Raw genomic sequence first — 12769 nt, 5'->3', positions numbered from 1 at the left:
CGGCCGGCCATGCGGTCATCCCGCCCTTGAAGCGATCAGCGTGACCTGCACGCCCTGACATCCGGTGCTTTTCGCAATCTGCAGGTCGTGCCATGACGAGGTCCTGCTCTCGTCGAGAATCATCGGCTGGACGCGCAGGTCCGGGCGAAGCACGTTGAACGGCCAGGTCGGGCGTCGTAAGCGTTCGTGAATCACCGAGCCGAGCCAGATCGGCGTCGGCGCACCGCCGCGCTGATGTTCGACTGCGTAGGCCGTCGGCCAGAAACGCAGGACGTCGCGCTGGTCGCCCGTCGCATCCGGGCGGATGAAGACGAGCGTCGACGGCTCGCCGTTATTCAGCCTGGGTAGCGCGGGCAGGTCGGCTGCGGTCACATCGGGCGAAACCAGCGATAGCACGCTGCGCGCGGAAAGTGGCGTGCCGATCTCCCAGCCACGGCTCAGCAACTGCGTGCGGACCTGATCGGCGGTGGCCGTCCATTGCACCGTGATCGGCTCGCGGCGGTCGCCTTCCATGTCGGCGCGGTAGCAGGAGAACGTGCGCCAGACGCGGTCGGTCCACTGACCGGGCGTCACGACGATGGCCGGCACCGGCTTCGCGGCAGCCATCCATTCGTTGCGCCGGGTCGCGTCCACCTGCGCCGCGACGGCAAGGGCGATCAGCACAAGAAACACGAGCGGCATGAACGGCCGGGGTGTCGGGTTGGAAGGATGTCGCCAGACGGCGGTCAGCGCCACGAGAAACACCCAGATCGCGGCGAGCGCGGCGCCGCCGAGCGCGGCCGAAAACGAGAAGAGTCCCGAATACAGGCCCGACAGCGCGACGGCGGCAACGATGGCCGCAGTGGCCGTCGTGACGAGAATCCGCGAGAGCAGGCCGACGCGGCGCGCGAGCAGAAACGCGAGAAAGCCGTAGATAACCACGGCGCCCGCCACGTGGTTGCTCGGAAACGCGCGCACGCTGGACGTGACGGACGCCGTCGTCAGACCGAGTGCCGCAATCTGGATCGCGAGAATCAGTATCTGCGAGAACGCGACGGCGATCAGCCAGTACAGGACCGTACGCCAGCGCCGCTCGAACGTCATCCAGATAACGACGGCAAGCGCGAGCATCGACAGCGTGAGGGCGCTGCCAAGCGTGGAGAGCAGGAAGATCGCGCGGTCGTACAGCGAAGCATGGAAGGAACGCAGGAAGCGGTACACGGACATATCCATCTGGACCAGCGGATTCCCGCGCGCGACATCGTTGAGCGTGAAGACGAACACCGCGCCCGCGACCAGCAGCAGAATGGAAATGCCGATGATCAGGCCGGTGGCCGGATTGTCCGGATTCAGCGCGCGCAGCACAATGCGTCCGGTGGCGCGCGGGTTGTGCTTCGCCCAGTAGAGCAGGCGCTGGCGCGACGCATCGGTCCAGTTCCTGGCGTGCGAGACGATCACGCCGATCAGCTTGAACGTCATCCAGCCGATCGCCACGAAGATCGCCACGACGATCACGAGCCGGAACGAAACCGCGCCCGCGAGTTCCATCGAAGCGCCGAACACGACGCCAGGCAGAATATGCGCGGGCGCCCAGAGCAGTGCCGACAGGATGTTGAACGCGAAAAAGCGTAGCTGCGACATGCCCATCATGCCGGCGACAACCGGCACGATGGCCCGTATTGGCGCAATGAAGCGCGCGAAGATGACACTCTTCGCGCCGTGCTTCTGGAAATATTTCTTGCCGGCGATCAGGATGCCGGGGTGCGAGCTGAACGGCCACAGACGCATGATCGTCGTCTTGTGACGGGCGCCGAACCAGTAGCTGGCGGCGTCGCCGGCGATGGCGCCGAGAATCGCGCAGACCATCACCCAGCCGAGGTTGAGCGTGCCCGTGCCGACCAGCGCACCGGCGATGAACATCGCGGTGCTGCCCGGCACGAACGTGCCGATGACGGCGATTGCTTCGAAGAATGCGGCAAGTACCACGACCGCCAGCGCCCATGATGGATTCGCAGTCAGAAAATGCAGCAACTGGAAGTAGGCGTGCTCCATCTGCGGGTGTGTGTCCTTCAGGGCGGGCGGCCGGGCGGCGCTGGATCACCGGAAACATAGCATGCGATCAATGCATGGCGCACGCTACAGGGCAGGCGGGCCGGGTTGCGGTGTAAGGCGCACGACATATGCCCCGTCGGCGGCGCGCTTCGCCCAGTCGCTTTAGAATCGGTCAACCTGCGGCGTCATTCGATGCATCGCGTTGCGTCGTGTTGTCGCGCCGACGACTTCATTCCGTCCAAAGAGCCCGCTCATGAACACTGCAACCGCCACGCCCCCGCGAGACGAAGGACACCTCGAAATCTGGCTCATCCGGCACGGCGAAACCGCGTGGAGTCTGTCCGGCCAGCACACCGGCCGCACCGACATTCCGCTGACTGAACGCGGACGCCAGCAGGCGCGCCTGATTGCTCCGTTTCTCGCGACACAGCCGTTCGACCACGTGTTGACGAGCCCCATGTCACGCGCAATGGAAACGTGTCACGCGGCGGGCCTCGGCGAGCACGCTGAAGCCGAGCCGGATCTGCACGAATGGGACTACGGCATCTACGAAGGCCGTACGACGCCGGAGATCCGTGCGAGCGTGCCCGGCTGGTCAGTCTGGGATTCGTCCATTCCCGAAGGCGAAAGCCTCGCGCAGATCGAAGCACGCGCCCGCGGATTGATCGGGCGTCTCCTGACGATGCAGGGGCGCATCGCGCTCTTCTCGCATGCGCATTTTCTGCGCGTGCTGGGCGGCTGCTGGATGGGCGATTCGGCTGCGCTCGGCGCGCATCTGGTGCTCGATACGGCGTCGATCAGCATTCTGGGCTTCGATCGCGAGAACCGCGCGCTGCGGCAGTGGAATCTTCGCTGTTCCAGAGCCGGATAACGCCGTTGCCGAACGCCATGTCCCACAAGCGCGATGTCGGCAGCGGACGGCCGTTGTGAATGACCGGTGTGCGCTCGTGCGACTCTCCGCTGAGGCTCGGCAGAAGTGAACCAAACACAACAGATCGCTACGCAGCGACTGGGCAACCCGCCTGTTCGAGCGTGATGCGTGCGTGTTTGCGCAGATCTTCGCCGGCGAGCGGCGCGTCCGGCCTGCGCACCCACGCGGCGATGCGCAGGCGCGCACCACCGGCGGGGGTATAACTCGCAACCGTCACGGCCGGCGCAAGCGTCGCGTTGCTCAACACACGGGGTTCGCTTGCGACCATCTTCTGAAGCTCGCCAATGGCGGAATCGACATCGTTGCGCTGCGCAAGGCCGATTTCCACTTCGATGCGCTGCGTTCCGCCGCTGCTGTAGTTGATGACGGGATTGCTCCAGATCTGGCTGTTCGGCACGAAGACAGCATTGCCGTCGCTGCGTTCGATGTGCGTCGTGAAGAGTCCCACCTCGCGCACGATGCCTGCCGTCGCGCCGCTGCCTTCGATGATGTCGCCGGTACGGAACGGCCGCAGCATCAGCAGCATCATGCCGGCGGCGATGTTCTGCAGCGTGCCTTGCAACGCAAGGCCAATCGCGAGACCCGCCGCGCCGAGCACCGCGAGTACGCTCGCCGTCGCAATGCCGACTTCGCTCAGCGCCGCGACAAACGCCACGACCCGCACGGCCCAGGCGCCCATCGAGGCCAGCATTGGCGCAAGCGTCGGGTCCGCATGGGTGCGCGCCAGCGCCTTCGCGAAGAGCGCGCCGATGCGGTTGGAAATCCACCAGCCGGCCGCGATGATCAGTGCGGCGATCACAAGGTGCAGCGCGTCATGCGTGAGCGTGACGATCAGCGAAGGCTGCAGGTGCAAGATACGGTCGAGAAAATTTTCCATCGTTTCCTTTGGTTTGCGCGCTTTTTCCGCGGTTTCCCTGTTGCGCTTACTTCGTAACGCTCTTGCGGCCGGAATGTTCCCGCATCCCGTGGAGGCTTGTGCAGCCGTGTGCGAGCAATCATCAGGCCAGCAGGAACGCGGCAGATTACGTCTGCACAGATCGCAATTACCGTGCCGCGCTGCCCTGGAAACTGCGCGTGGACAGACTAAGATGAAGCATTTCAGTCGCTGCTCGAACGTTTTATAAGTGTTCAGAACAAACGGCGCCCGCGCGTATCGGGACGCTCCTTTATCGTGGACTCCACCCGGGGCGCCGCATGATGAAGCGAAGAACTTTCCTGCTCGGAGGGGCCGGTGCGGCGGGCGTCCTGCTCGTCGGCTGGAGCGCGATGCCGCCGGCGCAGCGTCTGACGACGTCAAGGCCGTTGCCGGTGACAGGCACGCAGGTCGCGTTGAACGGCTGGGTCAAGATCGCGGCCGACAGCACGGTGACGATCATGATGTGCAAGTCGGAGATGGGGCAGGGCGTGCACACCGGCCTCGCGATGATGCTCGCCGACGAACTCGACGCCGACTGGTCGCAGGTGAAAGTCGAAAACGCGCCAATCGAGAAAATCTATAACGACCAGCAGAGCATCGTCGACGATCTCTGGTTTCGTCCAGACGACGAAAGCGAGAGCAAGCGCTTCGCGATCTGGATGGTGCGCAAGTTCACGCGCGATTTCGGCGTGAATACGACGGGCGGTTCGTCGAGCCTCAACGATCTGTGGACGCCGATGCGCGAAGCCGGCGCGTCCGCGCGCGCGATGCTGGTGGGCGCGGCCGCCGCGAAGTGGGACGTGCGCGCGGCGGATTGCAGCGTCGCGGCCGGCAAGGTGACGCATCCTTCGGGCCGCACGGCGAGCTTCGGCGAACTGACGGCACTCGCGGCGCAGCAGCCCATACCGCGCAAGGTCGATCTCAAGGTGCCGGCGCAGTTCAGGATTATCGGCAAGCCGCTGCGGCGTATCGAGGCACCATCGAAGATCGACGGCAGTGCGCGCTTTGGTATCGATGCGCTGCCCGAAGGCCTGCTGTACGCCAGCGTGAACATGTGCCCGACGCTGGGCGGCACGGTCGCGCATTACGACGCTTCGCAGATACCCGCGAAGCTCGGCGTCATCAAGACGTTCATCGTGCCGCCGTTCAACGGCGGCACGGGCGGCGTCGCCGTGATCGCGCGGGACATGTATGGCGCGCTCACCGCCGTGGGCGACTATCTCAAGCCGGCGTGGCACACGGGCGCTGCCGCGAAACTGTCGAGTGCGGACATCGACGCGCGCCTCGTCGAGACGCTCAACAAGGACAGCGGCCACGCGTTCTATACCGTGGGCAACGTCGATGCGGCATTGCAAACGGCGCACCGGAAAATCAGCGCTGAATATCGCGCGCCGTACCTCGCGCACGCGCCGGTCGAGCCGGTCAACTGCACGGTGCAGTTCAAGGACGGCAAGGCCACCGTCTGGGCCGCCACGCAGATGCCGACGCTCGCGCGCAAACACGTCGCCAAAGTGCTCGGCATCAGCGAAGACAACGTCGACATTCAAATGCAGCTGCTTGGCGGCGCGTTCGGACGGCGCCTGGAACTGGACTTTATCGCGCAGGCCGCGGCCATCGCAAAGGAAGCCGGCGGCCGGCCGGTCCAGACGCTCTGGTCACGCCAGCAGGACACGCAGCACGACTTCTACCGGCCAGCGTGCCTGTCGCGCTTCGAGGCCGGCATCGATGCCGACGGCAAGCTCGTGGCGTGGCGCAACACGTCGGCGGGTCAGGCGATCGTGCCGCAGGTGCTCACGCGCACATTCGGCCTGCCCGATCTGCATCTTCCCTACGACAAGACGACGTCCGAAGGCGCGTTCGACCAGCCCTACGAATGTCCGAACATGCGCGTTGCGCATGCGTTCGTCGAATTGCCGGTGCCGGTTGGATTCTGGCGCTCGGTCGGGCATTCGCATCAGGCGTTTTTCACCGAATGCTTCATGGACGAAGTCGCGGCGCTCGCGGGCAAGGACCCGGTCGAGTTTCGCGCGAGCCTGCTGACGCAGCATCCGAAGCATCTGGCTGTATTGCGTCGCGCCGCTGCAGCTTCGGACTGGGGCAAACCGGTGGCGGGCCCGAAGGGCGTGCGCTGCGCGCGCGGCATCGCAATGCATCAGGCGTTTGGCAGCATCGTCGCGCAGGTCGCCGAGGTGTCGCTCGATCCTGACAAAAGCGTGCGCGTGCATCGGGTTGTCTGTGTCATCGACTGTGGCACGGCCGTGAATCCAAACCTGATCGCGCAGCAGATGGAAGGCGGGATCATCTTCGGTCTTTCGAGCGCGTTGCAGAACGAAATCACGCTGTGTGACGGCCAGGTGATGCAGACCAATTTCCTGGATTTTCCGGTCATGCGAATGTCGACCTGCCCAGCGATCGAGGTTCACATCATGCCGAGCGAGGCGCATCCGCAAGGCGTCGGCGAGCCGGGCGTGCCGCCGGTTGCGCCGGCGGTCGCGAATGCGCTCTTCGCGCTGACCGGCGAGCGCCACTATTCGCTGCCGCTCGAGCCTGCCGACGTGCGCCTGAAAACGCCCTGCCCGGCCAACCCTGCCAACACTGCGACGAAGAGAATATGTCCTCCCTCACCGTGAACAACAAGACGGTCACCGTCGCCTCCGATCCCGAGACACCGCTCCTCTGGGTGCTGCGCTGCGAGCTGCACCTGACCGGCACGAAGTTCGGCTGTGGGGTGGGCGTCTGCGGCGGCTGCACGATTCATCTGGACGACAAGGCGGGCCTCGCCTGCCAGACGAAACTCAACGCATTACACGGCGAGAAGATCACCACGATCGAAGGCGTGGAGGGCGCGGAAGCGAAGGCGCTCAGGGCCGCGTGGCTCGACATCGACGTCTCGCAATGCGGGTACTGTCAGAGTGCGCAGTTCATGGCGGCCTGTGCGTTGCTCAAGGATGTGAAGCCGAAGATCAAGCCGGACAGGCTGGATGACGCGATCAACGTGGCGCTGTGCGGCATTGTCTGCCGGTGCGGTACGTATCCGCGCATCCGCCGTGCCATACATCAGGCAGCGAAGGCATTGCATTACTACTGAGCGGCGTTTTTGCCGGCTAGAGGTCTTCGGTGAACATCGGCTGGGTGCCGTTGTTGTCCTCGTAGTATTCGGCGGTTGCGGCGCTCCCCGCGCCGAGTCGAACAATCGTGAAACCGTGCATGTACGTGCGGCCCTCGACGCCCAGTTGCACATCCGCCACTTTCGGCGGATTGACGACGCCGGGCATCGGCGCAAACGGCGATGTGTCGTCGACGAAAACAGGCACCGCGCCGTGGCCGATGCAGCGCCCGCGTTGCAGCCCCTGAAACGGATCGTAGACGGACAGATTGTGCTCGTGGCCCCAGAACCACGCGGCAATCGGCTGCTTCGCGGCCTTTGCGAACCGCTGATAGCTCGCGACGAGCTTCGGGTTGTACGCCGTAAACGTGCCGTTCGTGCCGCGCGGACCGATCTGCGAAAACGCCGAAAAGAGCTGGTGGTGCGACAGCAGGATCGTCTTGCCGTCGAACTCGCTCAGGCGGTCGATGATCCAGGCTTCCTCGTCGGGTTCGATGTACGTCAGGATTTCGTCGCCGATGACGGGGATGTAATCGTGCAGGCCCGTATCCATCGCGATGAACTGCCAGTCGTCATTACGCAGACAGAAGAAGCTGGCGGGCTGCAACCACGGGTGATTGTTCAGCGAAGCGATGAGACCGTAATAACCGGCGCCGCCGGAATACATGTCGTGATTGCCCGAGAGCGTGTAGACCGGCAGATCTTTTGTGTCGCGCTCGAGCACGGCGTCGATGATCCGTCTGAAGTTCACGTCGCACTCGTGCGCCGTGCCGGAGTAGTAAATGTCGCCAAGATGAATCACGACGTCCGGATTCTGCAACGCCACTTCCTTCAGCAGATTCACGGCGATGTCGGTGCCCGTTCCCCAGTCGGCGATCAGCGCGACCCTGGCTCCGGCCTTCAGCGGCACGGTGACGGGGCCGACTGTAGCGGGCCGGATGTACGGGATTTTTGCGCGGCTGCCATCAGGTCCGAAGTACTGCACATAGTTGGCAATCGTGCCCGCCCAGTTCGGGTCGCAGACGTTGTAGCGCATGACGTCCTCGATGCTTTCCGCCGAGGCCGTATCGCCATGCGCCCGCGCTTCCATGAGGGCAAAACCGAGTTTCGCGCACTTCCATACGTCCTGCGCGATGCCGTCGGGCGGCGCGTCGGGCAGCACCGCAGCACCCTTTGCCTTGAGTGCCGCCACCTGTTCCGCCGCATGCACGAGCCCGTTTTCCAGCCCCGGTCGCGTGGCGAGGCCGGTCGCCAGACCGGCGGTCGTACGCGCGACCTGATCGACGACAGACTGGTACAGCGAAACAAACGGGTTGCGAAAGCTCTGCGGCATCGTCATGAGGGTCTCCTTGCGGCTTCTCGCAGTGCGCGGTCTTTAGCCGTCTCCAGTGTTGGTATAACGAATGCGGCCCGAATATTTTGTTATCGCGCTGTGTGCGGTATCGCACATAGCGCGTGACAGGCCGGCGTGAAGAGACGTGAGCGCTGAAGACGGCAGTTACTGTGCGACGCCCGCGCCGTTCCGGGCGACGATCCGCCCGTGGGAGATGACGCATTTTCTCGGCGGTCGCGCGGCTACCGCATGTGCGACCGTCTCGGCGTCGAGCAACACGAGATCGGCGCGTGCGCCGACGGTAAGGCCGTAGTCCGCGAAACCGCAGCCGCGCGCGGCTGCGCCGCTGACCGTATCGAAAGCGAGTTCGAGCGCGTCGTCGCGGCGCAGGTCGTAGCGCATGCCGACGAACATCGCGCGTTCCAGCATGTCGGGCGAACCGTACGGCGTCCATGCGTCGCGGATGCCGTCGTTGCCCGCGAAGATCGTGACGCCGGCCGCGACGCACGCCTTGAGCGGCGGAACCGGCACGGAAGGCGGCGCCGTCGTCAAAAGCGCGACGCGCAGACGGGCGAGGCGCTCCAGCAGCGCATCACGCGCCTGCTCCGGCAACTCGCCAAGACAGAACGCATGGCTGATGACAACCTGCCCCTGCATGTCGAGTGCTTCGACGCGATCGAGCAGCAGCGACATCGTGCGCGCGCCGGTTTCGCCGGGCTCGTGCAGATGAATATCGATGGGTTTCCGGTGCCGCGACGCAATTGCGAAGGTCGTATCGAGCGAAGCGACCGGATCGCCGTCGATCGAAGCGGGGTCGAGCGCGCCGAGCACGTCGGCACCTTCGGCCAGCGCGCGATCGAGCAATGCCGCAGTGCCTTCGCGCTTGAGCAGGCCCGACTGCGGGAAGGCGACGACCTGCAGGTCCATCACGCCTTTCAGCATTTCGCGCGTGGCGAGCACGCCTTCGAGATGACGCAGGCCCGCGTCTGTGTCGACATCGACGTGTGTGCGAATCCGCGTGGTGCCCACATGCAGAAACGCGCGCGCGAGCGCGAGCGACTGCGCGCCCGCATCATGGCCGCTCGTCGCACGCCAGCGACGCTCGTTCTCGATGCGGTCGGTGAGCTTCGGGCCGACTGCATTGCGATACCACGGCATGCCCCACATGGTCTTGTCGAGATGCGTGTGACCTTCGACGAAACCCGGCAGCACGAGTGCGCCTGCGCCATGTTCTTCCGTCGTGCCGGGTTCGCGCTTCAGGTCGGGCCCGATTGCCTCGATGCGTGAGCCGGCAATCGAAATGTCGACCTGTTGCCCATTCGCAAGTCGCACATCGGTGATCAGCAGATTGCCGCTCATGCCGACCCCGCCGCTGTGTCACGCGTTGCAGGCGTTTCCGGTGTTGCAGCAGGCGGTGCGAAGCGCGGCTGCACGGCGACGAGCTGATCGTCGATGGTCGCAACGATCCAGCGCTGCGCGCGCTCTACCTGATGACGGTTGTGGTCCTTGAGCGGCCCGAGCGCGCTCGCGGCTTTCCAGACCACGGGCGCGGCTTTGCTGGTTCGTCCCGATGACCCGCCGACGAGCAGTGCATACGGCCCGAGCGGCAACGACACGAACGGCAGCGCAGGCGTGATCCGCACGCGCCAGTCGATGAACGGCGCGTCGCTGAACATGAGCGGCGACGGCAGACTGTAAAGCACGGTGTAGTCGTAAAGCGACAGCTGCTCGCGCATCTGCACGTACAGCCGCCGAATATCGCCGACGACTGCCGCGCGGATCTCGTCGTCGAACATCGCTTCTTCGGAGTAGCGGGCGTGGGCGGCAAGCGCCTCGCGCTGGTAGGCGCTGAACACGCCGAGTTCCACGCAGTCGTGCACGGCGCGCTGCACTTCCGCCACCGAGCCGGCTTCCTCCGGCTTGCCCATCTGCGCGGCGCGCAGAAAGCGGGCAAGGCCGGCTTCGTGGATCGCCGGGCCCCCGGCGGTGGGGTCGTCCGCGGCATCCTTGCCAAGCGGCACGTACAGATATTTTTCCGCGGCAAAGCGGGACTTCTTGCCTTCGTCGAACTTCACGCCGCCATCGGCGCAGTCGAGAAAACGCGTGCCGATATGTCCGTGCTCCCAGACGTAATTTTTTAGAAAAGGCCTTAACGGATGGAGGATTTCATGTCCAGTCATTCATACCCCTTTTTCTGATTTTCGAAAACACCTTTGCCGCGAAGCGCGTCGCCGCACGCGAACACGGGTCACCTATCCAGGCTTGCGCATAGCGGGCGCCTCGTTGCCCACATGCACGGGCGGCACGAACCACGCGAGACACAGACCGATCAGTGCGGCGAGGGTCGCAAGCGCAAGGCCGACGTGGATCGAAGAGACCAGCGCATCGCGCGCGGAATGCATCATCGCATCGCCGGAATGCCCGGCACTGATCAGACGGTTGATCAGCGCGGCCTGCTCGTCGCGATCCACCAGCAGTTCGGGGCTCGCGAACGATTTGAACCACTGTGTCGCCTGATATGCGTCCAGCGAGCGATGCACGCCCATCGTGTACAGATGGCTGAGCAGCGCGCCAGTCATCACCGTGCCCAGCATGCCGCCAAACGTGCGCAACGACTGCAGCAGCGCAGTGGCCGCGCCGATATGATCGCGCTCGACGATCTGCTGCGAAAAGATCGTCAGGTTCGCCGCGACGAAACCGAGACCGAGGCCGCTCACGCCCATGCACGACATCCAGACGATGTGCGGCTCCGTGCCGTTTAGCGCGACGAGCACGAGACAGCCCAGCGCGAATAACGCAAACCCCACGTACATGATCGCATTCGCGCGCCGCACGCGCGTGACGATGCGATTGTTCAGCACACTGCCGACGGTCGTTCCAAGCAGAAGCGGCGTGATCAGCATCCCGGAATCGTGAGGCGACATCGCGTATCCGCCCTGAAACAGCAGCGGCACGTAAAACACGAGCGAAAACAGCGCGAAACCGCCGAGCACCGACATCGCGAAGAGCGCGGCGAGCTTGCGGTCGAGCAGCATGTCGACCGGCACGATCGGATCGCCCATGCGCTTTTCCCAGAACCAGAGCGTGATGGCGCAGCCGGCGGTCACCGCGCCGAGCACCATCGTCGCGCGCGATACGCCTTCGCGCGGAAACAGTTCGATCAGGAGCTGCAGCGCGCCGAACGTCACCGCGAGCACCGCGGCGCCCAGCCAGTCGAGACGCACCGGTCCGCTCTGACGCGCGTGGCGCAGATGCGGCAAAAAGCGCCACACGAATAGCAGCGAGATGACGCCGATCGGCACATTGACGAAAAACACCAGCCGCCAGCCGCCGTATTGCGTCAGCATGCCGCCGAGCGTCGGTCCGACGATGTTGGCGAGGCCAAATGCGGTCGAAACGAACACCAGCCAGCGAAGCCGCAGTTTTGCATCGGGAAAGAGATCGGCGACGGTGGCGAACATCGTGCCGATCAGAATGCCGCCGCCGATGCCCTGCAGCCCGCGCGCGATCACGAGGAACAGCATGCTCGTCGCGACGCCGCACAAAATCGACGCGACCGTGAACACGAGAATCGCCGCGACCAGAAACGGCTTTCGTCCGAAGAGATCGCCGAGCCGCCCGAAAATCGGAATGGTGATCACGGAGGCCAGCATGTACGACGTTGCGACCCACGCATAGAGATCGAAGCCCTTCAGGTCCGCGACGATACGCGGCAGCGCGGTGCCGACGATGGTCTGGTCGAGCGCCACCAGCATCGCTACGAAGGCCACGCCGAGCATGGCCATGAGCGATTCGCGAAAGGGCAGCAGTTGCCTGTCTGGATCAAAGGCAGTGATGCCGGGAGTCATGAGGTGCTCCGCGGAATGTCGGGGTTGCGACGCGCAGTCAGAAGCGGACAGACCTGCGGGTGCCGGGCTTCATGAATGTCGCACCGCGACCCGAAAGCAGCAAGCCATTTGATTCTTACGACGATCGGCACGCAGGTGTGGCTTCGGCGTGGCCCTCGCACCTGTGATTCTGGCCGGTGCGGGCAACATCGAAAGCCTGCAGGACCATCCCTGTTTTTAAGGGAAAACCCTAAGAGAGAAAACGACAATGGCGTCCGACTGAGGAATGAATAGACTGTAACCAAACGTAACTAAGTGTGACCAAACGATAAGAACAAATACGGGGTTGGAAGCGCGTGGGGCCAGTAAGTCGGGGAAAGCGTAGTTCGGGGACGAAGGTAGTTCGGGGATAAAAAGAAGCTCAGCAAAACAAAAACAAGAACAACACGAGAAAAACGTAGCGGACTCAAAGCCGCACACATGGGGGTAAATGGCCGCAGGTTTCCTGCGGCCATTTTTTTTGTGCGCCCGGCAGGGCGCACTCACTGGGAGGTGAAAGTCCTCTACACACCCGGCAAGGGGAAGTGTTAGCCAGAGGCAAGGGTTTCGCGGGCGACTGCGAGTC

At 64.2% G+C, this 12769-nt stretch carries 9 protein-coding genes; 3 read left to right on the top strand and 6 right to left on the bottom strand.

Features of this window, described 5'->3' with window-relative positions; all coding sequences use genetic code 11:
- Positions 1-15: 15 nt before the first annotated feature.
- Positions 16-2031, bottom strand: coding sequence for a VTT domain-containing protein (locus tag LPA36_RS25800; RefSeq protein ID WP_228882992.1), 2016 nt, complete (start codon positions 2029-2031; stop codon positions 16-18).
- Between the two features lie 253 nt (positions 2032-2284).
- On the opposite strand from LPA36_RS25800, the gene LPA36_RS25795 reads away from it, so the two are divergent.
- On the top strand, positions 2285-2902 hold the full coding sequence (locus tag LPA36_RS25795; protein ID WP_228882991.1) for a histidine phosphatase family protein: 618 nt from the start codon (positions 2285-2287) through the stop codon (positions 2900-2902).
- Between the two features lie 127 nt (positions 2903-3029).
- Here the strand turns inward: LPA36_RS25795 and LPA36_RS25790 are convergent, their stop codons facing one another.
- Positions 3030-3839 carry a mechanosensitive ion channel family protein gene (locus LPA36_RS25790; RefSeq protein WP_228882989.1) on the bottom strand — a complete coding sequence of 270 codons (810 nt, stop codon included), beginning with the start codon at positions 3837-3839 and terminating at the stop codon, positions 3030-3032.
- A 317-nt stretch (positions 3840-4156) separates the two neighbouring features.
- On the opposite strand from LPA36_RS25790, the gene LPA36_RS25785 reads away from it, so the two are divergent.
- Together LPA36_RS25785 and LPA36_RS25780 are read left to right on the top strand one after the other, a co-directional pair.
- Entirely contained in the window at positions 4157-6508 is a 2352-nt protein-coding gene (locus LPA36_RS25785; protein WP_228882987.1) for a xanthine dehydrogenase family protein molybdopterin-binding subunit, read from the top strand.
- Complete coding sequence (locus LPA36_RS25780) at positions 6490-6966, top strand: (2Fe-2S)-binding protein (protein WP_228882986.1); 477 nt, start codon at positions 6490-6492, stop codon at positions 6964-6966. Before LPA36_RS25785 ends, LPA36_RS25780 begins: the two co-directional genes overlap by 19 nt.
- Positions 6967-6982: 16 nt before the next feature.
- Here the strand turns inward: LPA36_RS25780 and LPA36_RS25775 are convergent, their stop codons facing one another.
- From LPA36_RS25775 to LPA36_RS25760, 4 genes are all read right to left on the bottom strand, one after another.
- Positions 6983-8323 carry a metallophosphoesterase family protein gene (locus tag LPA36_RS25775; protein ID WP_228882984.1) on the bottom strand — a complete coding sequence of 447 codons (1341 nt, stop codon included), beginning with the start codon at positions 8321-8323 and terminating at the stop codon, positions 6983-6985.
- A 159-nt stretch (positions 8324-8482) separates the two neighbouring features.
- Positions 8483-9676, bottom strand: a complete 1194-nt coding sequence (locus tag LPA36_RS25770; RefSeq protein WP_228882982.1) for an amidohydrolase family protein — start codon at positions 9674-9676, stop codon at positions 8483-8485.
- Entirely contained in the window at positions 9673-10497 is an 825-nt protein-coding gene (locus LPA36_RS25765) for a hypothetical protein (protein WP_228882980.1), read from the bottom strand. Before LPA36_RS25765 ends, LPA36_RS25770 begins: the two co-directional genes overlap by 4 nt.
- A gap of 72 nt (positions 10498-10569) precedes the next feature.
- Positions 10570-12165, bottom strand: a complete 1596-nt coding sequence (locus tag LPA36_RS25760) for an MFS transporter (RefSeq protein WP_228882978.1) — start codon at positions 12163-12165, stop codon at positions 10570-10572.
- Positions 12166-12769 lie beyond the last annotated feature (604 nt).

The sequence above is a fragment of the Paraburkholderia saeva genome (assembly GCF_907164555.1).
GTDB classification, from domain to species: domain Bacteria; phylum Pseudomonadota; class Gammaproteobacteria; order Burkholderiales; family Burkholderiaceae; genus Paraburkholderia; species Paraburkholderia saeva.
This window is presented reverse-complemented; position numbering and strand designations above follow the sequence as displayed.

Coding starts and splice junctions, on each gene's coding strand:
- LPA36_RS25800 (WP_228882992.1), bottom strand. CDS start 2,031: ATGGAGCACGCCTACTTCCAGTTGCTGCATTTTCTGACTGCGAATCCA.
- LPA36_RS25795 (WP_228882991.1), top strand. CDS start 2,285: ATGAACACTGCAACCGCCACGCCCCCGCGAGACGAAGGACACCTCGAA.
- LPA36_RS25790 (WP_228882989.1), bottom strand. CDS start 3,839: ATGGAAAATTTTCTCGACCGTATCTTGCACCTGCAGCCTTCGCTGATC.
- LPA36_RS25785 (WP_228882987.1), top strand. CDS start 4,157: ATGATGAAGCGAAGAACTTTCCTGCTCGGAGGGGCCGGTGCGGCGGGC.
- LPA36_RS25780 (WP_228882986.1), top strand. CDS start 6,490: ATGTCCTCCCTCACCGTGAACAACAAGACGGTCACCGTCGCCTCCGAT.
- LPA36_RS25775 (WP_228882984.1), bottom strand. CDS start 8,323: ATGACGATGCCGCAGAGCTTTCGCAACCCGTTTGTTTCGCTGTACCAG.
- LPA36_RS25770 (WP_228882982.1), bottom strand. CDS start 9,676: ATGAGCGGCAATCTGCTGATCACCGATGTGCGACTTGCGAATGGGCAA.
- LPA36_RS25765 (WP_228882980.1), bottom strand. CDS start 10,497: ATGACTGGACATGAAATCCTCCATCCGTTAAGGCCTTTTCTAAAAAAT.
- LPA36_RS25760 (WP_228882978.1), bottom strand. CDS start 12,165: ATGACTCCCGGCATCACTGCCTTTGATCCAGACAGGCAACTGCTGCCC.